Annotated in this window: 20 protein-coding genes and 2 tRNA genes; 6 read left to right on the top strand and 16 right to left on the bottom strand. The window is 60.6% G+C overall.

Annotated features, from left to right (window positions below; all coding sequences use genetic code 11):
- Positions 1-15: 15 nt before the first annotated feature.
- Together KZO25_RS09670 and KZO25_RS09665 are read right to left on the bottom strand one after the other, a co-directional pair.
- Positions 16-1,350 (bottom strand): alpha/beta hydrolase family esterase, encoded by a 1,335-nt coding sequence (locus tag KZO25_RS09670; RefSeq protein WP_223136793.1) that lies wholly within the window; start codon positions 1,348-1,350, stop codon positions 16-18.
- 23 nt (positions 1,351-1,373) lie between these two features.
- Entirely contained in the window at positions 1,374-1,790 is a 417-nt protein-coding gene (locus tag KZO25_RS09665) for a CopG family transcriptional regulator (RefSeq protein WP_066450343.1), read from the bottom strand.
- Between the two features lie 334 nt (positions 1,791-2,124).
- Between KZO25_RS09665 and siaA the strand changes: the two genes are divergently transcribed.
- The 4 genes from siaA to siaD are packed head-to-tail and all read left to right on the top strand — an operon-like array spanning position 2,125 to position 5,912.
- Entirely contained in the window at positions 2,125-4,164 is a 2,040-nt protein-coding gene (siaA, locus tag KZO25_RS09660) for a biofilm regulation protein phosphatase SiaA (protein ID WP_223136792.1), read from the top strand.
- A 28-nt stretch (positions 4,165-4,192) separates the two neighbouring features.
- Entirely contained in the window at positions 4,193-4,726 is a 534-nt protein-coding gene (gene siaB / locus KZO25_RS09655) for a biofilm regulation protein kinase SiaB (RefSeq protein WP_223136791.1), read from the top strand.
- An 8-nt stretch (positions 4,727-4,734) separates the two neighbouring features.
- On the top strand, positions 4,735-5,133 hold the full coding sequence (siaC, locus tag KZO25_RS09650) for a biofilm regulation phosphoprotein SiaC (RefSeq protein ID WP_262488933.1): 399 nt from the start codon (positions 4,735-4,737) through the stop codon (positions 5,131-5,133).
- Positions 5,130-5,912, top strand: coding sequence for a biofilm regulation diguanylate cyclase SiaD (gene siaD / locus KZO25_RS09645; RefSeq protein WP_223136790.1), 783 nt, complete (start codon positions 5,130-5,132; stop codon positions 5,910-5,912). The genes siaC and siaD overlap by 4 nt, the downstream gene beginning before the upstream one ends.
- Before the next feature lie 15 nt (positions 5,913-5,927).
- Here siaD and KZO25_RS09640 read toward each other — a convergent pair whose 3' ends face one another.
- From KZO25_RS09640 to sdhC, 11 genes are all read right to left on the bottom strand, one after another.
- Positions 5,928-6,824, bottom strand: coding sequence for an urea carboxylase-associated family protein (locus KZO25_RS09640; protein ID WP_223136789.1), 897 nt, complete (start codon positions 6,822-6,824; stop codon positions 5,928-5,930).
- Positions 6,825-6,888: 64 nt separating this feature from the next.
- On the bottom strand, positions 6,889-9,171 hold the full coding sequence (locus tag KZO25_RS09635; protein ID WP_223136788.1) for an EAL domain-containing protein: 2,283 nt from the start codon (positions 9,169-9,171) through the stop codon (positions 6,889-6,891).
- 192 nt (positions 9,172-9,363) lie between these two features.
- On the bottom strand, positions 9,364-10,236 hold the full coding sequence (gene sucD / locus KZO25_RS09630) for a succinate--CoA ligase subunit alpha (RefSeq protein WP_066450539.1): 873 nt from the start codon (positions 10,234-10,236) through the stop codon (positions 9,364-9,366).
- Positions 10,236-11,402 carry an ADP-forming succinate--CoA ligase subunit beta gene (gene sucC, locus KZO25_RS09625; protein ID WP_066450541.1) on the bottom strand — a complete coding sequence of 389 codons (1,167 nt, stop codon included), beginning with the start codon at positions 11,400-11,402 and terminating at the stop codon, positions 10,236-10,238. The genes sucD and sucC overlap by 1 nt, the downstream gene beginning before the upstream one ends.
- 179 nt (positions 11,403-11,581) lie before the next feature.
- Complete coding sequence (lpdA, locus tag KZO25_RS09620; RefSeq protein WP_066450548.1) at positions 11,582-13,021, bottom strand: dihydrolipoyl dehydrogenase; 1,440 nt, start codon at positions 13,019-13,021, stop codon at positions 11,582-11,584.
- A 50-nt stretch (positions 13,022-13,071) separates the two neighbouring features.
- Positions 13,072-14,640, bottom strand: a complete 1,569-nt coding sequence (gene odhB, locus KZO25_RS09615) for a 2-oxoglutarate dehydrogenase complex dihydrolipoyllysine-residue succinyltransferase (RefSeq protein ID WP_066450552.1) — start codon at positions 14,638-14,640, stop codon at positions 13,072-13,074.
- Positions 14,641-14,682: 42 nt separating this feature from the next.
- The gene (locus KZO25_RS09610; protein WP_223136787.1) at positions 14,683-17,511 is read right to left on the bottom strand and encodes a 2-oxoglutarate dehydrogenase E1 component; all 2,829 of its coding nucleotides are present in this window, start codon (positions 17,509-17,511) and stop codon (positions 14,683-14,685) included.
- 251 nt (positions 17,512-17,762) lie between these two features.
- Positions 17,763-18,473 (bottom strand): succinate dehydrogenase iron-sulfur subunit, encoded by a 711-nt coding sequence (locus KZO25_RS09605; RefSeq protein WP_066450558.1) that lies wholly within the window; start codon positions 18,471-18,473, stop codon positions 17,763-17,765.
- A gap of 12 nt (positions 18,474-18,485) precedes the next feature.
- Positions 18,486-20,258, bottom strand: a complete 1,773-nt coding sequence (gene sdhA, locus KZO25_RS09600) for a succinate dehydrogenase flavoprotein subunit (RefSeq protein ID WP_223136786.1) — start codon at positions 20,256-20,258, stop codon at positions 18,486-18,488.
- Between the two features lie 4 nt (positions 20,259-20,262).
- Positions 20,263-20,610, bottom strand: coding sequence for a succinate dehydrogenase, hydrophobic membrane anchor protein (gene sdhD / locus KZO25_RS09595; RefSeq protein WP_223136785.1), 348 nt, complete (start codon positions 20,608-20,610; stop codon positions 20,263-20,265).
- Positions 20,604-20,981: a succinate dehydrogenase, cytochrome b556 subunit gene (gene sdhC, locus KZO25_RS09590; protein ID WP_201025332.1), complete on the bottom strand. Its 378-nt coding sequence runs from the start codon at positions 20,979-20,981 to the stop codon at positions 20,604-20,606. Before sdhC ends, sdhD begins: the two co-directional genes overlap by 7 nt.
- Before the next feature lie 455 nt (positions 20,982-21,436).
- Between sdhC and gltA the strand changes: the two genes are divergently transcribed.
- Together gltA and KZO25_RS09580 are read left to right on the top strand one after the other, a co-directional pair.
- On the top strand, positions 21,437-22,723 hold the full coding sequence (gene gltA, locus KZO25_RS09585) for a citrate synthase (protein ID WP_223136784.1): 1,287 nt from the start codon (positions 21,437-21,439) through the stop codon (positions 22,721-22,723).
- Positions 22,724-22,866: 143 nt separating this feature from the next.
- Entirely contained in the window at positions 22,867-23,757 is an 891-nt protein-coding gene (locus KZO25_RS09580) for an NAD(P)-dependent oxidoreductase (protein ID WP_223136783.1), read from the top strand.
- Positions 23,758-24,239: 482 nt separating this feature from the next.
- On the opposite strand, the gene KZO25_RS09575 is transcribed toward KZO25_RS09580, so the two are convergent.
- The 3 genes from KZO25_RS09575 to gltX all read right to left on the bottom strand — a co-directional run bounded on the left by KZO25_RS09575 (position 24,240) and on the right by gltX (position 25,981).
- A tRNA-Glu gene (locus KZO25_RS09575) sits at positions 24,240-24,315 on the bottom strand.
- A 25-nt stretch (positions 24,316-24,340) separates the two neighbouring features.
- Positions 24,341-24,416 (bottom strand) — tRNA-Ala (locus KZO25_RS09570).
- Positions 24,417-24,499: 83 nt separating this feature from the next.
- Positions 24,500-25,981 (bottom strand): glutamate--tRNA ligase, encoded by a 1,482-nt coding sequence (gene gltX / locus KZO25_RS09565; RefSeq protein WP_066450562.1) that lies wholly within the window; start codon positions 25,979-25,981, stop codon positions 24,500-24,502.
- Positions 25,982-26,227: the final 246 nt, after the last annotated feature.

The raw sequence follows: 26,227 nt of genomic DNA, 5'->3' as shown, positions 1-26,227 counted from the left end.
ACATGAGGCTGCCCTTCAGGGCGTGCGGCGACCTGACCGATCCGCGGACTTGGCATGGGAAAGAAAGAAACGCAGCATCTCCTTGGCCGCATCGGGCCCCTTGGAGTCCGTGTAGGAACCGCGAGCATCGCCACCCGACCAGGCATGGCCGGCACCGTGGATCACCCATTGCTCCAGGCACGACCGCCCATCCGCATCCTGGTGGCTGGTCTTCGTATAAGCGTAGCCATTGGGGACCTGTCCCTGCTCCACCGTCTTCCCTGCACTGCCCTCACGGCCGTTTGTCGACTCGCCAGCCGCACGCGAGGCGGCGTACTGAGCGGCAACGCGATCCGCATTGCTGGGATGCACCGTGGTGTCGCGATCACCGTGGAAGACGATGGCAGGCACCCGCGACTCCCACGTAGACACTCGTGTCGACGAAGCCAGTGGACCTGTGCCTCCCTGCATTGCCCCCAATGCATCGGGGAGACTCTGGGCCACGCCGTGAGGAAGCCCCGAGTGCATGCCCACCGCCGCATAGAGATCCGGATAGGTCATCGCCATTGTCGTGGCCATGGCGCCACCGGCCGACAGTCCAGCGACATAGGTGCGGCTAGCATCGAGTCCGTACGTGTCGATAACCTGGCGGGTCATGCCGGCAAGGATCGACGGCTCACCTCCATCGCGCTGCTGGTCTTCGACCTTGAACCAGTTCCAGCACTTGTTACTGTTGGCGGTCATCGGCTGGGCCGGATAGAGCACGCAGAAAAGCTGCTCTTCGGCCAGCCGGTTCATGTTGGTCCCGGCGGCGAAGTCATCGGGGTTCTGCGTGCAGCCATGCAGCATGACCACCAGCGGTAGTGACTGACCGTGATAGCCGCTGGGTAGATACAGCTTGTAATCGCGCGAGCCGGCATGGTTGGTAAAGCAGCCAGCGGTGAACGCGCCAGGCAGTGCTGTCTCGCTGGAGCCCCGCCCCTGCTCGGGCTGGGCCATGGAATCACGCAACTGGCGCCACTTCTCGCGCCAGCCAGAAGGCAGCCCGATTTCACCGCCCGGTATTGTCCCAGAGGCCGCCTGTCGGGTGCGGCCAAACGCCGAGGATGACGCCTTTCCCGCTGACGATGCACCTGTCCGGGACGAACCCGACTCCGCAGACGCTGGCTTCAACACCGACACCTCCTCGTCGATGACCTGGCAGCTCCCCTCATAGACGTTACGTGCAGAGCCTGAGGTATCCCGCACTTCTTCGTCCCCCGTGCCGCTCTTCCCACCGGGCATCGCGCCCTGGAGCATGGCCATGGCCTCATGCAGCTTCCCGGCGCGGGTGAGCCGCGTCGCTTCTTCCATTCGTCGCGCGTCGATCATCGTCAATGTCCCTATTCAGTGTTTCAGTGGATTCGATCCGCCAGGGCCGCCTTGACCGCCTTGCTGGCATGCAGGGCGCCCAGGACGACCACCGACTCGATGGTGGCACGGGCCAGTTCCGGCGATACGTCGTCGGCAATGCTGGCCATGCCCAGGACCTGAATCTGCAGTGTTTCTCCCGCCGACTGCAGCGCTTCCAGATCCGCGCGGCTGTAATGCTCGAGCCCCAGCACGAAGGCCTTGCGAGACACGGTCTCCCTGACCACCTCGGCATGGTTCGACAGCTGGTTACGGATGGCCGTGCGGATCAGATCGGTGCGATTGGAATAGAACCCCTCCTGGACCAGCAGGTCGATCTGCCCCAGGTCGACCACCCCCAGGTTAATGGTGATCTTCTCGCTGGAGTCGCCGGACTTGCGCCGTAGCTCATGCACGCTCATATGTTTTACCTCATTAACCAAGGGGTGGAGCACTCAGCGAAACCATCCAAATGGAATCCATATGCACTCCATATACCATCCACATGGATGGTATATGGATTCCAGCTGAATGGATAGTCAACATGCACGGAAAAGCCGACTCCCCTGATGTCGAGCCATCAACCCATCGAAAACGCCAGACCCGGCATGGCGGTGCCCCGCAGAGCCCCTTGCCAGTACCTTGTCGAAGCGGAGATGGAGAAATGAGGAACCGCGTGTACTCAGGGTTTAAGGTAAGGCAATGAAAAAGCATGACAATGGGGGCTGAGCCCACCCGATCAGGGAAGCCAACGCGATGGCAGTACACCTCGGACTGCGTGGGAAGTCGGTCGCAACCTTGCTGCTGGCGTGCCTGCTGGCATTGATCCCAGCCCTGTTCATCGGTTGGAAGGCCGTCGATGAGGTACGCCGCCACTTCGCCACGGCCTATGCCGAGCAGTACACACTGCTGCAGATGCATCGCATCTCTGCCCCCGTATCCCGCGAACTGGCGCTGTCACGACGTTTCGCCAACTCGGTGGTCACCCGCGAGTGGCTACGCCAACCGGACGATCCCGAGCGCCGGGCACGCTTTCTCGCTGAGGCCGAAGGCTTCCGCCAACAGTTCGGCAGCAACGCCTACTTCATCATCGATCACGCCACTCACGACTACTACTTCGCCGACCGACGCGACGCCGAGCCGCTTCCCCGCTATCGTCTTTCCAGGGATGAGGCCGAGGACGCCTGGTATTTCGCCACCATGACCAGTACGTCCACCTACGATATCGATATCAGCGTCGATCATGTCCTGCAGCGCAGCATGCTGAGGGTCAACGTCAAGGTGCGCGACAACGGCGAACTGCTCGGCCTGGCCGGCGGCGCCCTCGACCTGGACGACTTCCTGGCACACTTCATCCGGGCCAGCGCCCCCGGGGTCACGCCAATGATTGTCGACCCCCGTGGCATGATTCAAGCCCACCCCGACCAGGCCCGCGTGGCGCTCGGCGCGGGTGGCAACCCCTTCGATACCGACAATGAGCAGCATATCCAGTCCTTGATCGACGACGCCGACCAGCGCGACGATCTCAGGCGGGCGATGCAGGGGGCGATACGCCGACCCGGCGATATCCGGACCCTGCACGTCGATATCGGCGGCGAGCCGAGACTGCTCTCGGTAGGCTACATCCCGGAGCTGCAGTGGCTGCTGGTCACCTCATTGGACATGCAGGCCGCCAGCATCCTCGAAGGACGCTGGTTCTGGCCCCTGGTTGGCGCGCTGCTGCTGATACTGGCCATCCTGACAGCGGCCTTTGCCTATGCCACTCACCGCCTGATCCTGACGCCGCTCCACCGATTGACGCTGTCGGCTCGCGCCATCGCCAACGGCGACTATCGCTCGCGACTCCCCACCGAACGTCGCGACGAGATCGGCGAGCTCTCCCAGGCCTTTTCCCACATGGCGCGCCAGGTGGCGGATCACACGCGCAACCTCGAATCCCAGGTACGCGAACGCACGCAAGAACTGGAAGCCGCACATGCGGCCATGGCGGACGCCCACAAGAAGCTTGGCGATTCCATCCAGTACGCCAGCATCATTCAGCGCGCCATCCTGCCCGACACCCAGCTCAGCGAACATCTTGCCTCTTGTCACGCCGTACTGTGGAAACCACGCGACACCGTGGGCGGTGATTTCTACGTCTTCCGCGCCACGCCTAAGGGCTATCTGATCGGTATCGTAGACTGCGCCGGCCACGGCGTGCCCGGCGCCATGATGACCATGCTGGCACGCGCCATCATCGACCACGCCATTGCCCAGGAAGGGGCCGACGACCCGGCTACCGTGCTCAATGAGATCGATCGCCAGACACGCCTGCTGCTGCCTGAAGCGCAATTGCCCTCCTCCATCGCCACCAACATGGATATCGGCCTGGCCTGGGTCGACCCGACCCGGCAACGCTTGACCTATGCCGGAGCCAAGCTCGATCTCTACGCCAGCGACGGCGACAGGCTCGAGCGCATCAAGGGCCACAAACGAGCACTGGGGCATCGTCGCCCGGCCCTCTACAGCAACCAGTACATTCCGATGCATTCGGGATGGCGCTATTATCTGTGCAGCGATGGGCTGCTCGATCAAGCAGGAGGCCGCCATGGCTTCGGCTTCGGTAACAGCCGCTTCGAGGAACTCCTGCGAGCCCATGCCTTGGCATCACTCGATGACCAGTTGGCGGCTTTCGAACAGGCCCTGGACGACTATCGAGGCCCTCACAGCCAACGAGACGATATCACCTTGCTGATATTCTGCGCGCCACTGGAAGCCCCTGAGCCCGCTTCATCACGCCCCCCTGATCCTGGGTAGGGGAGGCATTGCAAGCCAAGGAATTGCCATGGATTTACTGAGCATGAGGGAGAGCTATCAGCATGATCGCATCATGCTGTGCTTCAATGGCCCCATATCACGTAGCCTGATCGAAGAGATCGGCAAGGCACTGCGCAACTATCTCGACACCCAGCAAGCTGCCCCCTCTGCGGCCATGGACGTCTTCTCCGTCTACATTGAGATGACCCAGAACATCCGTCACTATGCCCGTCGCCAGGGCTATGACGAGGAACTGGGCGCAGCTACGGTGGCAGTCGCACACAGCGGCCAAGGACACTACCAGGTAAGTGCCGGCAACCTGGTTGAGCGGGCCGACGGTGAGCACCTGGTTGCCACGGTCGAAGCGCTCGCCCTCCTGGACAAGCAAGCGCTCAAGCAGGCCTACAAGCAGCAGCTTCGCCGCCCCAGGAATGCCGAAGTCCATGGAGGTGCCGGCCTCGGCCTGCTCGACATGGCCCGGAAGTCCAGCCGCCCCCTGCAAGCCGCGTTACAGCCGCTGCCGAACCAACGCAGCTTCTTCAGCCTGACAGCCACGATTTGACTCTTGCCATGACAACCACGATTTCCGATCTCGACATTCCCGGCAGCCTGTCAACGCCAGCTATTCGCAGCGATTGGCAAGCCGGGCGCCTGACGATGCAGGGCGACTCCTATCCGGAGAATTCCTACGAACTCTTCGACCAGGTGATTTTATGGGTTCGTCACTTCCTCACCCATGAGCAGCGCCCCCTTCATCTGGAGCTGGCACTGGTCTACCTCAATACCAGCTCGGTGAAGGCGATGATGGATATCTTCGACCTGCTCGAGGAAGCTTTCGAAACCGGCCGCGAGGTCTCGGTCACCTGGCACTACGATGCACGCAACGAGCGTATCGCTGAGCTGGCCGATGAGTTTCGCGAAGATTGCAGCTATCCCTTCGCCATCACACCTGTCAGGGGGGAGCCATGAAAGACAAGGAGGACAAAGCGTTTTTGGCACAGGTTGCCGCCCTGATCGACTCAAGCGAACATGCCGGACACCCGCTCCATGACGCCCTGCAGCGCCTATATCAACGCCATTGCGAGCAACAAGTGCAGATACAGCGTCTGATCGACATCTCCGACCGCTATCAGTCGCTGGCCATGGAGGCTCGCCAGGTCACCGAGCAACGCTACCAACGCACCCTGCGCCGCCAGCAAAAGCTGTCGCGCATCTCGGATGGCTTTCAAGCGCTCATACAGGAGCGCAATCAGGCCTTGCACCAAGCCTCGACCCACGACCCGCTGACCGGCCTCCCCAATCGCCGATTGATCCTCGAACGCCTGGAGGCGTTTGTCAGGGAGCGTCGCCGTTTCACTCTGACACTGCTGGATATCGACCACTTCAAGCGCATCAATGATTGCCACGGCCATGATGTCGGGGACCAGCTTCTGATGGCCATCTCTCATGCATTGAGCCAAGCCCTGCGAGACTACGACGTGTGCGCCCGCTGGGGAGGAGAAGAGTTCCTGCTCCTGCTGGCCGATACCGACCGCAACGAAGCCAGCACCATTGTGGAGCGGCTGCGCTCACATCTTGCTGAGGTAACGATACGTGCCGCCGACGAGAAGATCTCGGTCACGGTCAGTGCCGGATTATGCCAGCACCGGCCCGGCGAGCCACATCAAACCACCCTGAGGCGTGCCGACAAGGCACTGCTCAAGGCCAAGCAGGCGGGCCGCGACCGAAGCCTCAGCGACGCTTTCTAGGCTCCCCTCCCGCTGTCAGCGACCTGTTTTCCGGGCCGCCAGATCACGTTTTTTCTCAGCCCAATCAATGCCTGGCCCACGCATGCCATGGCCTCCGGCATAGGGAGAGGGCTCCGGCGGCCTCCAACCTTGGAGTAGCGAAGCGTCCAGGCGGAACACTTCCACGCCGATGGGGTGACAGGTCTCCAGTGGATCACGGGCATTGGGGCCCCATAGGTCCACTGAGAGATCGCCACCGGGGCAGCAGGAGAGCGCACAGAGCAGGTCGATCTCGGCGAACAGCTCGAGGTAGTCGCCCTCCTGCGCGGGACACGCCTTCATGAAGTACTGGTCGTCATCGTTCAGCCCGGTGCATTGGAAGACGTTGAGTACGTCGTGAACGTCGAATTCGGTCAGGCCGAAAGGCGTCACGGCGCGCACCAGATTGGAGTGGCAGTGGTGGTCGAAATCCTCGCCAGTCAGCAGCCGGTTGACGTAGGGATCACAGCGGGTGCCCAGCAGGTCGTGGATACGCCCGCCCTCCTCGTCCACGCCGCTGCCATCGACGCCGTAGCCGGCCAGGGTGTCATCAATGATGGTCGCCATGGGGCGCAGGTAGGGCAGCGTCGACCAGAGCCGGTCGAATGTCGAGACATGGGCGCGCTGAAGCTGTCGGGTACGTGATGCCCAGAAACGCTCCCGGGGATTGTGCAGGCTCCATAGGTTGAAGTCGCCGACCTGAGGGCCATCCTGGGTCGAGAGCCGCATCACGTGCCCCGCCGGCACTTTCCAGGCCAAGCCATCGCGGATTGGCACGGTAAGCTTTTCGACCCTCTCGCGGCCAGTGGGATCGGTCAGGCGGGCATAGAAGTCACGATCGACATCGAGAATCGAGCCGCGGGTCGCCTGGTAGGCGGCGGGTACCTTGGCCATGCAGGCCTCCTGTCGAGTTGTTGCTACGTGCAATGCAGCACACGTCATGAAAACCACCCTAGGCTTAACCGCCCGGGGACTGGCACTGCTGCTGTGCCTGGGCGAATTCCATTCCTATCATGCTGCGACCTTGCTGTAACCCTTCCAAATACACTTCCAACGGGATGGGACGGCAGATGCCATAGCCTTGGAAACAGTGGACACCAAGCTGCGACAACACCTCCATCTGATCAGAGGTTTCAATAAATTCGGCGACCACTCTCGCCCCAAGGTAATCGGCGATGGCGCACGTGGACCGCACGATTTCCCGATCGATACCCCGCTGCACGATACCCTTGGTGAATCGGCCGTCTATCTTCAATTTCTGGACAGGAAAATCCTGAAGATAAGAAAAGCTGGCATGCCCCGTACCGAAATCATCAATGGCCAGGCAGACTCCCAGCGTGTGCAGCTGCCTGACATTCTCGCGCGCCACCTGAACATCGTGAATCACCATGGACTCTGTGATTTCAAGGCAGAGGCGATCCGAAGGCCAACCGTAGCGGGCCAGACACTCGCTCAGCAAACTAACCAGATCGGCGCCGGCCAGGGTGTCCCCGGAAATATTGATGGCCACCTCATCAAGCCTTTCACCACCCGGGTGCGTGCTGAGTATCGACAGCACCTTTGACAGCACCCAGGCATCTAGGCGAGGCATCAAACCAAAACGCTCGGCGATAGGTAGAAAGTCCCCCGCTCCAAGCAGTCGTCCATCGGCATGGCGCCAACGCAGCAGCATTTCAGCACGAATCACTTCTGGCTGCCGGAGATCGAGGATTGGCTGTGCGAAGATTTCAAAGCTTCCACTGCGCGTCTCACCGGCCAAGGCATCGCGGAGATAGCCGACCAGGTACAGGGCATCCCGATGGGCTTCGATCAGTTGTTCCGGCTCACCATGATGGTGATAAAAGTGCTCTCCCTTCCGAGTTGCCGCCCTGGCGCTAGCCATCAACAAGATTGAAGTCAGGTGTCGGGCATCGTGGCTCTCGATACTCTCCACAAGGACTACTCGCAGCTCGAGCCGTGCCACACTAAGCCCCCCATCCTGATCCGCACTGTGCAAGGCGTCGCGCAGGTCATGGGCGACCGTCGCAGGAGCCGCGTTCATAGGCACCAGCAGGGCAAACAGACCGGGCTGCAGACGCGCTGATGCCACACATCCTGTGGGTACCGTTTCCCGCAATGTCTCGGCAATGCAACACTCGAGGGCATGCACCTCATCCAGCCCTATGAGCGTGGCGAGATCATCTATGTCCGGCACCTGAATGCCGATCAACGCATGAGGTTCATCGACCTTCCGTCCCGCCAATGACTCCGTCATGCCGAGATCATTGTTGAGTCCTGTCAGGCCATCCTGGCGACTGGCCTGCTGCAGGCGCCGATTGGCCCGGTGATAGGAGTGAACGGCCTCGATAGAAAGAAATCCAACCAGCGCGGCCGTGAACAGGATCATCTGACCCTGCAGCATGGCAGTTTCATCCAATACGCCTGCTGCATCTGTGTACAGGTTGAGGTTCACTAACGTCCAGGCCAGCATGAACAATGGTGCCACCAGGCGAGGCAACCCTACCGGCAACAGATAGACGGCCAGGATCGGCATCACCAGCGCCAAGTAGGGAAGCCAACTGGAGAGTACCCATGGCATGTTTTCCATAGCCGAGATCAACACAAGCACTGCAATTGCCAAAGCAGACCAGGCCAACATCATCGGCAATTGACGTGACTTCACTTCGGGCAGCGCCCAGGTCTGAACCCCATGACGAAGCCACTGCCTCGCCAAAGGAGTGAAGAGCAATACCGACGTCGCCTCGGAAAGCCACAGGCCAATAATCAGTTCCGGCGCTGGTCGGCCATTGGAAAACTGCCAGACCCCAACGAAGGTAAAGAGCGTAGCGCTCATTAAGGCAATGATGGGCACGCGCAACAGGCGCCGAGCCCGATCACGCTCGACATACCGTCCTAACAAACTGGAAAATACCACCACAAAAAACATCAACAACACGAAGGCAGCGGTACCTACGAGTACTTCAAGATGGGTATCGCCGCGTGCCAGATTCCAGGTCAGGGCTGCCATGGTAAAATAAGGGACTGGCTTGACCCCAATAGCCAGAACTGTTCCATAGGCCAGTGAATTGGCCACCCACAGCGGAGAAATCGGCAAATTATCCGACATCGACGGGAGCAGCCCGCTGACCAGGAGCGCAGCCAGCCACCAGCCCGCGAAGGCCATCAATCCCCGCTGGCAGTCCAGCTTCCAGCCAGGTGTTGCGGCCTTGAGGCCCTTGGGCGGACCATGGTGATTCGTCATCTGCGACTCACTCCGTGAAGACGCACCCCGTACAGAACGAGGAGCTTATCCGCCCAATGAACTCTACGCTCACCCTCCACTGGTAACCAGTTCATCTGGACGACTTGTCTCAACGCAAGCTCTGACGCCAGATTCCTTCAAACGAAAAAAGGCGCCCGAAGGCGCCCTTTACACGTCTGATGAAAGCGAGGCTTACCAGCCAGTCACTTCCTTCAGCGCATCGCCGATCTCGGCCAGGGAACGCACGGTGCGCACGCCGGCGTCTTCCAGGGCGGCGAACTTCTCATCCGCAGTACCCTTGCCGCCGGAGATGATGGCACCGGCATGGCCCATGCGCTTGCCCGGAGGCGCGGTGACGCCGGCAATGTAGGATACCACCGGCTTGGAGACGTTGGCCTTGATATAGGCTGCCGCCTCTTCCTCGGCGGTGCCGCCGATCTCGCCGATCATCACGATGGCTTCCGTCTTCGGATCCTTCTCGAACAGCTCGAGGATGTCGATGAAGTTGGAGCCCGGAATCGGGTCGCCACCGATGCCCACACAGGTGGACTGGCCGAAGCCGTGATCGGTGGTCTGCTTGACGGCTTCATAGGTCAGGGTGCCGGAGCGCGAGACGATGCCGACGCGACCGGGCTGGTGAATATGACCCGGCATGATGCCGATCTTGCACTCGCCCGGGGTGATCACGCCGGGGCAGTTGGGGCCGATCAGCCGCACGCCCAGTTCGTCGCACTTCACCTTGACATCGAGCATGTCGAGCGTAGGGATGCCCTCGGTGATGCAGACGATCAGCTTGATGCCGGCATTGGCGGCTTCCAGGATCGAGTCCTTGCAGAACGGGGCCGGCACATAGATCACGCTGGCCTCGGCGCCGGTCTTCTCGACCGCCTCCTTGACGGTATTGAACACCGGCAGGCCCAGGTGCTCCTGGCCGCCCTTGCCCGGTGTCACGCCGCCGACCATCTTGGTGCCATAGGCAAGCGCCTGCTCGGAGTGGAAGGTCCCCTGGCCACCGGTGAAGCCCTGGCAGATGACCTTGGTGTTCTTGTCGATCAGGATACTCATTACTTGCCCTCCGCCGCGTTGACGACCTGCTGTGCCGCGTCAGTCAGGCTGGTAGCAGCGATGATGTTCAGACCGCTGGAAGCCAGCTTCTCGGCACCCAGCTCGGCGTTGTTACCTTCCAGGCGCACCACCACCGGCACGTTGACACCGACCTGCTCTACGGCACCGATGATGCCCTCGGCGATCATGTCGCAACGCACGATACCGCCGAAGATGTTCACCAGAACAGCCTTCACGGAGTCGTCGGAGAGAATGAGCTTGAAGGCTTCCGCCACGCGCTCCTTGGTGGCACCGCCGCCCACGTCGAGGAAGTTCGCTGGCTGGCCACCACTGAGCTTGATGATGTCCATGGTGCCCATGGCCAGACCGGCGCCGTTGACCATGCAACCGATGTTGCCTTCCAGGGCCACGTAGTTGAGGTCCCAGGCAGCGGCTTCGGCTTCACGCTCGTCTTCCTGGGAAGGGTCGCGCATGGCCTGCAGGTCCGGATGACGATACAGCGCGTTGCTGTCCAGGCCGAGCTTGGCGTCCAGGCAGTGCAGGTTGCCTTCGTCGGTGATCACCAGCGGGTTGATCTCGAGCAGCGCCAAGTCCTTTTCGTGGAACAGGCGCGAGAGGCCCAGGAAGATCTTGGTGAACTGCTTGACCTGATCGCCCTTGAGGCCCAGGGCAAAGGCCAGTTCACGCGCCTGGTACGGCTGCGCACCGACCAGCGGGTCAATCTCGACTTTGAGAATCTTCTCGGGCGTTTCTTCTGCCACTTTCTCGATTTCTACACCGCCCTCGGTGGAGGCCATGAAGACCACTCGGCGGGTAGTACGGTCGACAACCGCCCCCAGATAAAGCTCATCGGCGATATCGGTGCAGGTCTCAACCAGAATTTTGGCGACCGGCTGTCCCTTCTCGTCGGTCTGGAAGGTAACCAGGTTCTTGCCCAGCCACTTCTCGGCGAAGGCCTTGGCCTCCTCCGGGCTCTTGATCAGCTTGACACCGCCGGCCTTGCCGCGGCCGCCTGCGTGGACCTGAGCCTTGACGACCCACATCTCGCCGCCGATCTTCTTGCACGCTTCCGCCGCTTCCTCGGGGGTGTCGACTGCAAAGCCCTTGGATACCGGAAGACCATAGTCGGCAAACAGCTGCTTGCCTTGATACTCGTGAAGGTTCATCGATTCATGCCATTGGTTGCATGTGACTCGAACGGCAACCGCGGAATACCGCCGAATGCGATCTATCCCGGGTTGCCCCCGTTCGTACCCGATACATGGCCGGGTACGACGCGCCACCCGCGTGGGTGACGCTAGTTGTTGCCTAATCCGTGTTGTTATTGAGCTGTGCGCGAGCTGGCTTACTTGCGCTTCTTGCGATTGGCCATATGGATGGCATGCCCTTCCACCGCCAGCGCGGCTTCATGCACGGCTTCCGACATGGTCGGGTGAGCGTAGCAGGTCAGCGCCAGATCCTCGGCGCTGGAGCCGAACTCCAGGGCGATCACGCCCTGAGCGATCATCTCGCCCGCATGCTGGCCAACGATATGCATGCCCAGGATCCTATCGGTCTCGGCATCGGCAATGATCTTGGCCTGACCTTCCGTCGCGTTATTGGCCATGGCACGGCCGCTCGCGGCAAACGGGAAGGAACCGGTCTTGACCTCGATGCCCTTGGCCTTGGCATCCTGCTCAGTCATGCCGACCCAGGCCACCTCAGGGAAGGTATAGATAACGCAGGGAATGGCGTCGTAGTTCATCTCAGCCTTGTGACCGGCGATGATATCGGCAACCATGATTCCCTCTTCGGAGGCCTTGTGGGCCAGCATCTGTCCACGCACGCAATCGCCGATGGCATAGACGCCAGGCACACTGGTACGGCACTGGTCGTCCACATGGATGAAGCCACGCTCGTCCAGGCCAACGCCGACACCGTCCGCCACCACGCCCCGGGTATAGGGGCGACGACCGACACAGACGATCAGCTTGTCGAAGGTCATTTCCTGCTCGCCGTCGGAGTCGGTGTACTTGACGACGACCTCCTGGCCCTTGACCTCGGAGCCGGTGACGCGCGCCCCCAGCTTGATGTCCAGGCCCTGCTTCTTGAGCAGCTTCTGGGTCTCCTTGGCGATGGCGCTATCCACCATCGGCAGGAAGCTGTCCATGGCCTCGAGTACCGTCACTTCACTGCCCAGGCGGCTCCAGACGCTGCCCAGTTCCAGGCCGATGACACCGGCTCCGATCACGCCCAGGCGCTTCGGCACTTCCTGGAACTCCAGTGCGCCGGTGGAGTCGACGATCAGGCCCTCGGTCAGCGGAGTCGGGGGTATCTCGACCGGTACCGAGCCGGCGGCGATGACGATATTGTCGGCCTCGTAGGTGGTGGCCTTGCCATCCTGATCGGTGACCTCAACCTGCTTCGCACCGACAACCTTGCCGGTGCCCTCGATACCGGTCACGCCGTTGGCCTTGAACAGCCCGGCGATACCGCCGGTGAGGTTCTTCACGATCGTATCCTTACGGGCCATCATCTTCTTGACGTCCATGCTGACGTCACCGGCCTGAATGCCCATGTCGGCGAAGTCGTGCTTGGCTTCGACGAACTTGTGGGAAGCCTCAAGCAGCGCCTTGGAGGGAATGCAGCCCACGTTAAGGCAGGTACCGCCGAATACGACCTTGCCTTCCTTGCCGATCCACTTCTCGACGCAGGCAGTCTTCAGCCCCAGCTGTGCGGCGCGGATGGCGGCCACGTAGCCCCCGGGGCCCGCACCAATGACGATCACATCAAATTTATCGGCCATGTGGTTTTCCTTGATCGGTTCGCGTTTGAGTCCGTTGAATCGGGCGTCGCTCAGACATCCAGCAGCAGGCGAGCCGGATCTTCGAGCAGTTCCTTGATGGTAACCAGGAACTGTACCGCGTCCTTTCCATCGATCATGCGGTGATCATAGGAGACGGCCAGATACATCATCGGACGAATTTCCACCTTGCCATTCACTGCCATGGGACGTTCCTGAATCTTGTGCATACCCAGGATGGCGGTCTGCGGCGGATTGATGATCGGCGTCGACATCAGCGAGCCGAAGATCCCGCCGTTGGTGATGGTGAAGGTACCGCCCTGCATCTCGTCGATGCCGAGCTTGCCGTCACGCGCACGCTTGCCGAAGTCGACGATGCCCTTTTCGACATCGGCAATCTTCATGCTGTCGGTGTCGCGCAGCACCGGCACCACCAGGCCGCGGTCGGTGGAGACCGCGACGCCGATGTCCTGATAGCCGTGGTAGACGATGTCATTACCATCAATGGAGGCATTGACGTCCGGAAAGCGCTTGAGCGCCTCGGAAGCCGCCTTGACGAAGAAGCCCATGAAGCCAAGCTTGACATCGTGGGTCTTGATGAAGGTGTCCTTGTACTGGGCCCGCAGGCTCATTACCGCCCCCATGTCCACCTCGTTGTAGGTGGTCAGCATGGCGGCGGTCTGCTGTGCCTCGACCAGACGCTTGGCAATGGTCTTGCGCAGGCGGCTCATCGGCACCCGCTTCTCGGGACGCTCGCCTTCGACGGCTGGCGCGGCAGTGGCCTGCTTGGGTGCGGCAGCCGGCTTCGCGGCCTTTTTGGCACTGCCCTCATTGACAGCGCGCTGCACGTCCTCCTTGAGAATACGCCCACCCTTGCCAGTGCCGTCGATCTTGCTGACGTCAAGGTCGTGCTCGGCAACCATCTTGCGAGCCGCAGGCGCGAGAATCTTGTCTCCCACCTTTTCGTCGCCGGCACCGTCATCGGCGGAAGCTGCCGGCGTCTTGTCAGCTGCTGTTGCGGGACCAGCCGCCCCTTCAGTGAAGATTGCCAGCACGGCCTCGGACTCGACCTGACTGCCCTCTTCAGCCTTGATTTCAGCAAGCGTGCCGTCCGCAGGTGCCACTACCTCGAGCACCACCTTGTCGGTCTCGATATCGGCCAGAACGTCATCGCGCTTGACCGCCTCGCCAACCTGCTTGTGCCAGGTGGCCACGGTGCCTTCCTGAATCGACTCGGGGAAGGTGGGTGCCTTTACCTGGTGCTGCTTGCCACCACCGGCCGGCTTTTCCGCCTTCGCATCGCTCTTGGCGGCATCATCCTTGTCGGCCTTGGCGTCGGCTTTTTTCTCGCTCTTGTTTCCGCCTTTTTCGCCACCCGATGCCTTGCCTTCACCGATCCTGCCGAGCACCTGCTCGGACTGGACGGTATCGCCCTCTTCGGCCATGACCTCACTTAACGTGCCCGCCTCGGGGGCAAGGACTTCAAGGACCACTTTGTCCGTTTCAATCTCGACGATCAGTTCATCGCGCTCAACGCTGTCTCCGGGCTTCTTGTGCCAGGCAGCCACGCTGCCTTCGGCAACGGATTCCGGAAAGGTGGGCGCTTTGATCTCGGTAGCCATGTCGTTTCCCTTGTATGTTCTCTCTCGTCCCGGTGGTGTTACTTAGACGTTGAAGGCGTCTTCCACCAACTGGCGCTGCTGTTCTGTATGCACGGACATGTAGCCCGCGGCGGGTGCCGCCGAAGCCGGGCGACCGGCAAACTTCAGTTCTCCGCCCAGGCCGTTGTTGAGCATGTCAGCGACTGCCCGCATATGGTGCTGGCTCGAGTACCAGGCCCCCTGGTTGAGCGGCTCTTCCTGACACCACACCACCGACTCGAGGTTGACGTAATCCTTGAGCGCCTCGAAGAGTTCCTCCTTGGGGAAGGGGTAGAGCTGCTCGATACGCAGGATTGCCGTATCGTTGCGCTCGTTCTCTTCACGCCAGGCCGCCAGGTCGTAGTAGACCTTACCGGCACACATGATGACGCGCTTGACCTGACCGGCATCGAGACTGCCCTGATCCGGCAGCACCATATGGAAGTGGCCGTTGGCCAGGTCGTCCAGGCTGGAAACGGCTTCCTTGTGCCTCAGCAGGCTCTTGGGGGTCATCACCACCAGGGGCTTTCTCAGCTTGCGGATCACCTGGCGACGCAGCAGATGGAATATCTGTGCCGGCGTGGTGGGCACACAGACCTGCATGTTGTGCTCGGCACACATCTGCAGGAAGCGCTCGAGCCGCGCGGATGAGTGTTCCGGCCCCTGCCCCTCATAGCCGTGGGGCAGCAGCATGGTCAAGCCACACAGGCGTCCCCACTTGGTCTCGCCGGAGGAGATGAACTGATCGACCACCACCTGGGCGCCGTTGAAGAAGTCACCGAACTGCGCTTCCCAGATCACCAGGTGATTAGGCGCTGTTGTCGCATACCCGTACTCGAACGCCAGCACGGCCTCCTCGGAGAGGAAGGAATCATGGATGGTGAAGCGCGGCTGGCCGTCGCCCATGTGCTGCAGCGGCACATGGACGCTGCCATCCTTCTGGTTATGCACTACCGCATGGCGGTGGGAGAAGGTACCGCGGCCCACGTCCTGACCGGTGATGCGCACCGGGTGCCCTTCATCGAGCAGCGTGGCGTAAGCCAGGGTTTCGGCAAAGCCCCAGTTGAGGCCCAAACCGCCGGCCTGCATCTTGCGGCGGTCTTCGTAAATCTTGGCCACCTGGCGCTGCACCTCGACGCCGTCGGGAATCTCGCACATCTTGCCAGCTAGACGCTGAAGGCGCTTCATCTCGACGCCAGTTTCCGCATACCCGGACCACTCATGCCCCAGGTACGGCTGCCAATCGACGAAAAGCGAGGTGTTGGGCTCCTGCACCAAGGCGTTGGCCACATGGTTGCCAGCCATGAGATCTTCGCGATAGGTCTCGATCATTGCCTTGGCATCGTCCTCGGAGAGCACGCCCTGCTCTACCAGGCGCTGAGCGTAGAGCGTGCGCGACGAGGGATGCTCCTTGATCTTGCGATACATCATCGGCTGGGTGCCGGAAGGCTCATCGGCCTCGTTGTGGCCGCGACGACGATAGCAGACCAGGTCGATGACCACGTCCTTCTTGAACTGCTGACGGTAGTCCAGTGCCACCTGTGTCGCATGCAACACGGCATCCGGGTCGTCGCCGTTGACGTGAAAGATCGGCGCCTGGACCATCTTGGCGATGTCGGTGCAGTACTCGGTGGAGCGGGTATCCTGCGGATGCGACGTGGTGAAACCGACCTGGTTGTTGATGACGATATGAACCGTGCCGCCGGTCTTGTAGGCGCGAGTCTGGGACATCTGGAACGTCTCCATGACCACGCCCTGGCCGGCGAAGGCCGCGTCACCATGGATGTTGATCGGCAGGACCTTGGTGCCTTCCAGGTCGTCGCGACGATCCTGACGCGCCCGCACGGAGCCCTCGACCACTGGAGAGACGATCTCCAGGTGGGAGGGGTTGAAGGCCAGCGCCAGATGGACTTCACCGCCCGGCGTCATCACATTGGAGCTGAAGCCCTGATGGTACTTGACGTCACCGGAGCCTCGCTCGATCAGCTTCTTGCCGTCGAACTCGTCGATAAGCTCGGAGGGATTCTTGCCGAGTATATTGACCAGCAGATTGAGGCGTCCGCGGTGGGCCATGCCGATGACCACCTCCTTGACACCGTAACCACCGCCTCGCTGGATGAGCTCGTCCATCATCGGAATGAAGGACTCGCCACCTTCCAGGCCAAAGCGCTTGGTGCCCGGATACTTGGATGCCAGGTAGTTCTCCAACCCCTCGGCAGCGGTGAGCCGCTCCAGCAGGTGCTTGCGCACGTCGTCGCTGAACTTGGGTGACGAACGCACCGACTCGAAACGCTGCTGCAGCCAACGCTTCTCCTCGGTGTCGACGATATGCATGACCTCGCAGCCGATGGAGCGGCAGTAGGTCTGCTCCAACGCCTCGACGATCTCACGCAGCGGTGCCTTGTCGATCCCCAAAAAGAAAGAACCGGTCTGGAACTCGGTATCCAGGTCGTCCTTGGAAAGCTGATGAAAGGAGAGGTCCAGGTCGGGTACCGGTACCGGGCTACGCAGGTCGAGCGGGTCGATATCGGCCTTCTGGTGACCCCGGAAGCGGTAGGCGTTGATCAACTGAAGGACCTTGACCTGCTTCTTGCTCTCTCCGCTATCCGCGGCGGCCGTCGTCGTTCGGCGTGCACGCCCCAGTTGCTCGAACTGATGACGCACGGGACTGAGGGGAACGTCGTGGGTAGAGCCGCCTTCCACGCTGGGCAGCTGGTCGAAGTAGGTTCGCCACTCTTCGGGGACGGAACCTGGGTCGGCGAGGTATTGCTCGTAGAGCGCTTCCACATAGTGAACGTTGCTGCCGCTCACGTGGGAGCTGTTCCACATCAACTCCATTATGCCTTGTTGCATCTCTCGGTCACCCTACACTGATGGGGTGTTGTCGGCGCCGTCACGGGCCAGCCGTGACGGCTTGGCTGGTGCCCTGCCGGAAGGGCGTCTTCCTTATCCGGCGGCTCCGGCCGCCAGGCCGGAATCCTTGAATTTCATGGTCAAGAGCCGGTACCTATGGCACCGGCTCTTGACCTGCTGCACGGGAGCGACCGCGACAACTCGCCGCGGCCAGATTCCGGCAACCATGATAGCAAGCCCTGGGCCACGTTTTAAGTGGCATTCGCAAGCAGCATGTCACGGATCTTGCCAATGGCACGTGTCGGGTTGAGCCCCTTGGGGCACACCGCCACACAGTTCATGATGCCGCGGCAACGAAATACGCTGAACGGATCCTGCAGTTCGGCGAGGCGTGCCTGGGTGGCGGTATCCCGCGAGTCGGCCAGGAAACGGTACGACTGCAGCAGCCCCGCCGGTCCGACGAACTTGTCCGGGTTCCACCAGAACGACGGGCAGGAGGTCGAACAGCAGGCGCACAGGATGCACTCGTAGAGCCCATCGAGCTTGTCGCGCTCTTCCGGCGACTGCAGGCGCTCGATGGCGGGCGCCGGCTCGTCATTCTGCAGGTAGGGCTGGATGCGCTCGTACTGCTTGTAGAACAGCCCCATGTCGACCGCCAGGTCACGCACCACGGGCAGGCCCGGCAGCGGTCGCAGCACCAGCTTGTTGTTCTTGACCACCTCGGAAAGTGAAGTGATACAGGCCAGGCCGTTCTTGCCGTTCATGTTCATGCCGTCGGAGCCGCACACGCCTTCGCGGCAGCTGCGGCGATAGGCCAAGGTGGTGTCTTCGGCCTTGAGCATCTCCAGAATGTTCAGGACCATAAGGTCGCGGCCCTGAGTGTCCACCTGGTACTCCTGCATGTAAGGCGCGGAGTCGGTTTCCGGATTGTAGCGGTAAATGGATACCTGAAGCATGGACATCGTGACTCCCCCTTAATAGGTACGGATTTTGGGCTCGAAGGTGTCAACGGTCTTCGGCTTGAAGTTGACGTCGCGCTTACCGACCTTCTTCTCGAGCGGGAAGTACATGGAGTGCTTCAGCCAGTTGACATCGTCGCGGTCCGGATAGTCGTAGCGAGAGTGTGCACCACGGCTCTCCTTGCGCTCCAGGGCCGCAATCGCGGTAGCTTCTGCCACTTCCATCAGGTTATCGAGCTCAAGGGCCTCGATGCGAGCCGTATTGAAGGCGCCGGACTTGTCGACGAGGTGCGCTTCAGCAATGCGGCCACGCAGGTCGGCAAGCTTCTTGACGCCCTCCTGCATGTTGTCTTCCTGGCGGAATACGCCGAAGGCATTCTGCATGATGCTCTGCAGCTCGACCTTGAGGTCGGCGACCGACTCGCCCCCGCTGGACTCGTTCCAGCGATTGATGCGCTTCATGGCACTGTCGATATCGGACTCGCTGGCATCGAGGTACTCGATGCCTTCATTGAGCGCACTCTCGATGAACATGCCGGCCGCGCGGCCGAACACCACCAGATCGAGCAGTGAGTTGCCGCCCAGGCGGTTGGCACCATGTACCGAAACGCAGGCCGCTTCGCCACAAGCAAACAGACCGCCCACGATCTGGTCGTTGCCGTCGGCGTCCTGCATGATCGCCTGGCCATGAACGTTGGTGGGGATCCCGCCCATCATGTAGTGGCAGGTCGGCACCACCGGAATCGGTGCCTTGGTCGGATCGGCATGGGCGAAGATCTTGGAGAGTTCGCTGATGCCGGGCAGGCGCTTGTTGAGCACCTCTTCGCCGAGGTGATCCAGCTTGAGATAGACGTGATCGCCATTCTCGCCGCAACCACGGCCCTCGAGGATCTCCATGACCATGGAGCGGGCAACCACGTCACGGCCGGCGAGGTCCTTGGCGTTGGGCGCATAGCGCTCCATGAAGCGCTCGCCGTCCTTGTTGACCAGATAGCCACCCTCGCCGCGACAGCCTTCGGTGACCAGCACCCCGGCACCATAGATGCCGGTGGGGTGGAACTGCCACATCTCCATGTCCTGCATGGGGAAGCCGGCACGCAGCGCCATGCCGATGCCATCGCCGGTATTGATCAGGGCGTTGGTGGTGGAGGCGTAGATACGCCCGGCGCCGCCGGTGGCCAGCACGGTGGCCTTGGACTTGACGTGCACCACTTCCCCGGTCTCGATGCACATGGCGATACAGCCCACCACGTCGCCATCGGCATTCTTGACCAGATCGACCGCAAACCATTCATTGAGAAAGGTCGTGTTGTTCTTCAGATTATTCTGATACAAGGTGTGCAGCAGAGCATGACCGGTGCGGTCGGCCGCAGCGCAGGTACGCGCCGCCTGGCCACCCTCGCCGAAATTCTTGGACTGTCCGCCGAAGGGGCGCTGATAGATGCGTCCATTCTCGAAGCGCGAGAACGGCAGGCCCATGTGCTCAAGCTCGAATACCGCCTTGGGGCCTTCGGAGCACATGTATTCGGCGGCGTCCTGATCGGTGATGTAGTCACCGCCCTTGACCGTGTCGTACATGTGCCAGCGCCAATCATCATTGGGGTCGGCGGAGGCAATGGCACAGGTGATACCACCCTGGGCAGACACTGTGTGTGAACGCGTCGGGAAGACCTTGGATAGCACGGCGGTCTTCTTGCCGGACTTGGCCAGCTCGAGAGCGGCACGCATGCCGGCGCCGCCGCCGCCGATGATGATGGCGTCGAATGTCAGACTACGCATGGTTGACATGTATTCAGGCTCCCCACAAAACTAGAATGCCCCAGACCAGGAACACGAAGATGGCCAGGATGATGACGAGCTGGGTGCCGACACGAGCACCGGTCGACTTCATGTAATCCGTGGTCACTGTCCACAGACCCACCCAGGCGTGAGCGGCAAGAGAGATAAAGGCCAGCAGTGAAAAGATGCGCATCCAGGTCTGGGCGAACAGGCCGCTCCAGGTGTAGTAGTCGAGTCCCGGATTGAACAGCAGGTAGGCGACGATAAACAGCGTATAGAGTGCCAGGATGACCGCCGACACGCGCTGGATCAGCCAGTCGGACAGGCCACTCCGACCCAGATTGGTGATGTTGGTTACCATACCCAGACTCCCGCCAGAATGATCAGGACGGCACTGATGACCACGGTGGCCTGTGCCTTCTTGACGCCCCCCTCCAGGGTCACGCCGATATCGGCATCCATCAGCATATGCTTGATGCCGGCGACAAAATGGAAGGCCAAGGCCGACAGCAGACCCCAGGCCACCAATTTCGCCAGAATATTGTTGGCCAGGGCATCACTGACGGCAGCGAAGCCGGCCGGGGACGACAGAGACCTGTCGAGGGCCCAGAAGGCGAAGATCAGTCCGATGAAAAGAATGACGCCAGTGATACGGTGGGCGATCGACGTCAAGGCGGGAAGTGGAAACTCTATCGTGGTGAGGTCGAGGTTGACGGGTCGTTTGCTATTCACGGCTCTATACACACTCTCTTGGCTCGCTCCTGTGCCGAACGGACTTTGGCTGGAATGCGGGCGGTGGTTTGAGGTAGGGGGCTCGCCGCTGCCGGGACGGGCATGACAACGAGTACCTGCCAGTCGCGCGCAGTGGATTATAGGGATATGAACCCCTAGTGACAAATGAACACCCACCGAACTCGACCATGGTTCAAGCCCGTTGCTCATGACGGCCCAGCCAGCGACGCCCCAACTGACCGACGCATGCAGCATCCATGGTGCATAGCATCAATTATTGTACATTTTCTTATACAGATCAAGATATCTGTATAGCTAGGCAGTTGCTTAAGGTTAATTGACAATCCCGGGAACGCTTCTATAGTGGGCGAACCTTTTTCGCGGCCCAACATAAGAAAACACTGTTTGCGAAATAATGACTTAACGTTTCAATTCGACTTCGAGAGGAGGCCAGCATGGCTGACAGGAAAGCGACACTGACGGTAGACGGACTGGATAACCCGGTCGAACTGCCGATCTACTCGGGCACCTTGGGGCCTGATGTGGTTGATGTGCGCGGCCTCGGCGCGGAAGGCCTGTTTACCTACGACCCCGGCTTCATGGCAACCTCCTCGTGCCAGTCTGCCATTACCTATATCGATGGTGCCAAGGGGGTGCTGCTGCATCGGGGATACCCCATCGAGCAGTTGGCCAAGGAGTCCAACTTCGTCGAAATGTGCTACCTGCTGCTGTTCGGCGAACTGCCCAACGATGCGCAATATGCCGATATCGAAAAGCGCATCAGCAACCACACCATGGTCCACGACCAGATCAACAACTTCTTCAAGGGTTTCCGGCGTGACGCGCACCCGATGTCGATCCTGTGCGGCGTGGTCGGCGGCCTGGCGGCCTTCTACCATGATCACATGGATATCACCAAGGCCGAGGATCGCGAGATCAGCGCCATCCGCTTGATCGCAAAGATGCCGACCATCGCGGCGATGTCCTACAAGTACAACATCGGCCAGCCGTTCAACTATCCGCGCAATGACCTGAACTACGCAGAGAACTTCCTCTACATGATGTTCAGCAACCCCTGCGAGGAGTACAAGACCAACCCGGTTTTCGCCAAGGCAATGGATCGCATCTTCATGCTCCACGCCGACCATGAGCAGAACGCCTCAACCTCTACGGTGCGCCTGGCAGGCTCTACCGGCGCCAACCCTTTTGCCTGCATCAGCGCCGGCATTGCCGCGCTATGGGGGCCGGCTCACGGTGGCGCCAACGAAGCTGTCCTGAACATGCTCGATGAGATCGGCGACGACTCCGAAGAAAACATCCAGCGCTTTGTCGACAAGGCCAAGGACAAGGATGACCCCTTCCGCCTGATGGGCTTCGGCCACCGCGTCTATCGCAACTTCGACCCCCGCGCCAAGGTCATGAAGGAGACCTGCGACGAAGTGTTGCGCGAACTGGGCATGGCCGACGACCCCCAGTTGAAGATCGCCAAGCGCCTGGAGCAAATTGCACTGGAAGACGAGTACTTCATCGAGCGCAAGCTCTACCCCAACGTCGACTTCTATTCCGGCATCATCCTCAAGGCGATGGGCATCCCGACCAACATGTTCACGGTAATCTTCGCCGTGTCGCGCACGATTGGCTGGATCTCCCACTGGCACGAGATGATCACCGGAGACTACAAGATCGGTCGCCCGCGCCAGCTCTATATTGGCCATCCGCAGCGCGACTACCCCGCCAAGTAATCTATCCTGTCACTACCCGGCAGGATGCGGCCAAGGCCGCTCGGTACCGCAAGGCCGCCCATCGGGCGGCCTTTCGCGTACTGCCCCCAGAGACTTTACCTGAGCGGACGCATACCTCCGCCACCAACGAGAAGGAATCATCAATGCACCAGACGATCTCGACTGTCGCCTTTATCGGCCTGGGCGTCATGGGCTATCCCATGGCCGGCCACCTCGCCAGGCAGGGCCTGACGGTACGCGTCTACAACCGAACCACCGCCACAGCCGAGGCCTGGGTCACCGAACATGGAGGCAGCCACCACACAACCCCTCAGGAAGCGGCCCAGGGGGCCGATCTGGTACTGGTCTGCGTGGGTAACGATGATGACGTTCGCCAGGTTACAACCGGCTCACAGGGCGCCCTGCACGGCATGGCCGCCGGCAGCCTGCTGGTCGACCATACCACCGCTTCCTCCGATCTGGCCGAAGAGCTGTCCAACATCTGTCACGCGCAAGGCATCGGCTTCATCGATGCTCCGGTTTCCGGCGGCCAGCAGGGCGCGATCAATGGCGCTCTGACCATCATGTGCGGCGGCGAAGAGCGCGAATTTTCCCGGGTCGAGGCCACTCTCGCCCATTACGCCCGTGCCGTGGCTCTGATGGGCCCTGCCGGCAGCGGCCAATTGACCAAGATGGTCAATCAAATCTGCATCGCCGGCCTGGTGCAAGGCCTTGCCGAGGGCCTGCACTTCGCCGAGCAGGCCGGACTGGACCAGCAGCGGGTCATCGATGTGATCGCCAAGGGTGCCGCCGGCTCCTGGCAGATGGAAAATCGTCACAAGACCATGGTTGCAGACGAGTATGAGCACGGTTTCGCGGTGAACTGGATGCGCAAGGACCTAGGCATATGCCTCGAGCAGGCTCGCCGCCTCCAGGCCCGTCTGCCGGTGACCGCACTGGTGGACCAATTCTATGGCGACGTGCAAGCCATGGGTGGCGGCCGCTGGGATACTTCATCGCTGCTTCGCCGTCTTCGCAGCCATGGCCGCGATTAGAGGTTCAACTCGGGCGTCACTCCTGCAGTGACGCCCTCGCCCCTCTCTAACGGCCAAGCAGAAAAAAAACGACAATTCAGTGCTTGACTTGCCACTCCCATGAGGCACGAATCGCCGTCCATCAGCACGTCGGAACGTTTTCCACACATTCTGTGGATAACCCTGTTCACAACCGTCAGAAAACGCCATCGAATCGGCATGAACAGAGGCCTGCTGTTAGATTGGTTAATTTTTGATCGATTACAAGCTATTGAAATACATGGATTTTATCGAAAACATCAAGGATGCAGCGAGATGATCAAAACTGCACACAGGGGACTCCTGGGTGACTTGGACGAGTGGACAAGTCAAGCCCTAAATAGCGAAAAACCGGCGGTTCAATGCCTTTTACACGCAAGCGAAAGCCGTCGTCGTCCTGAGCGTGACGCGGCAATAAAAAAAGACGCACCAGGCGCCTTGGGGAGATAGATTGCAGAGCAGAATGGCGTCCCATAGGGGGTTCGAACCCCTGTTCCCGCCGTGAAAGGGCGGTGTCCTGGACCACTAGACGAATGGGACGCAATGTCTCGCACAAAATGATGTTTGGTGGAGCCTAGCGGGATCGAACCGCTGACCTCAACACTGCCAGTGTTGCGCTCTCCCAGCTGAGCTAAGGCCCCATGCATCTCGTGAAGACGAGGCGTATGGTACTGATTAGCCTCGCCTTCGTCAACAAGATAAAGACGATTTCCCGGGGTCCGTCTCAGGCAAGCTCTCGGTACTCCTTTTCGAAGCGCTTGGCCTGCTTCTTGGAGACCCCGCCGAGCACCTCGATGGCGTGGCGCAAGCGCGCCCGGGTCATGTCGGAGCCCAGTATGGCCATGGCATCCATGACCGAGGTGCTCGCCGCAGAACCGGTAATGGCGATGAATACCGGTGCCAGGAAGTCCTTCATCTTGAGATCGAAATGCGCGGCCAGCGACTTGACCTCGCCGAGCAATACCTCCTTGTGCCAGGCCGGGGCGATCTCGAAGCGCCAGACCAGGAATTGCAGCAGCTTGACCAACTCCTCCCGTCCAAGCTTCACGCTATCGAAATCGCCCTCCTCGATCTCGGGCAGGCCGGAGAAGAAATGGCCGGCCAGGGGTGCTACCTGAGAAAGGGTTTCCACCCGGGTGCGTACCTGAGGCAGGATCTGCCCCACGTACTCCTCGTTGAAGGCCCATTCCAGCAACGCCTTCAGGAAGGCCTTGTCGTCAAGGTCCTCACGAATATAAAGGCCGTTGAGCCAGGTCAGCTTCTCGAGATCAAACACCGGGCCGCCCAGCGAGACTCGCTGGATATCGAAGTGCGTCATCATCTCGTCAAGGCTGAATTTCTCACGCTCGTCGGGCATCGACCAGCCCATCCGGCCCAGGTAGTTGGTCACGGCCTGGGGCAGGAAGCCCATCCTTCGATAGTAATTGATCGAGGTCGGGTTCTTGCGCTTGGAAAGTTTCGACTTGTCAGGATTGCGCAGTAGCGGCATATGACACAGAACCGGCATCTGCCAGCCGAAATATTCGTAGAGTAACTGATGCTTCGGTGCGGAGTTGATCCACTCCTCACCGCGCAGTACATGGGTGATGCCCATCAGGTGGTCGTCGACCACGTTGGCCAAGTGATAGGTGGGCATGCCGTCGGACTTGAGCAGGATCTGCGCATCGACCTGTGCCCAATCCACCTCAATGGTATCCCGTAGCATGTCTTCTACCAGACAGGTACCCGTAGTGGGGACCTTCATGCGTACGACATGGGGCCACCCCTCTCGCTCGCGGCGCTCCTGCTCATCGCTGGGCAACGCCAGGTCGGCGGGCTTCAATGCCAGATGCATGCCGGCCGCCTTGCGAGCCTCACGCAGGTCATCCAGTTCCTCGCTGGTGCGGTAGCACTTGAAGGCGTGACCGGCGTCGATCAACTGACGTGCATATTCGGCATAGATGTCTCCCCGCTCGCTCTGCCGGTACGGGCCATGGGGGCCACCTACATCGGGACCCTCATCCCATTCAAGGCCCAGCCACCGAAGCGAATCCAGAATCATTTGCTCCGACTCTGCCGTGGAGCGGACACGGTCGGTATCCTCGATGCGCAGAATGAATTGCCCGCCGTGCTGACGCGCGAAGCAAAGGTTGAACAGGGCGATGTAGGCAGTTCCCACATGAGGATCACCAGTGGGCGACGGCGCAATACGAGTACGTACGGTCATGTCTTCCTTATCCATTGAGGGATGAGCATGACGTCATTATACGCACCTGCCTCGACACAGGCAGCCGTACCCGAGAATCCATTTCAGAAAACAGGGCCCAAGATCAAGACACTTCGTCGCAAGCATGATCTACCGCCCCCCGCCGCCCGACCCATCCCTCTCCCTTGTGTACAAGCGCAAAACAAGCTTGACAAGCAGCTCTTTAAAGCTGCTTGCAGAGGGATTCCTGAAGGTTTTTTTATCGTT

This window comes from Halomonas sp. ANAO-440 (genome assembly GCF_019915905.1).
GTDB lineage: Bacteria > Pseudomonadota > Gammaproteobacteria > Pseudomonadales > Halomonadaceae > Halomonas > Halomonas chromatireducens.
This window is presented reverse-complemented; position numbering and strand designations above follow the sequence as displayed.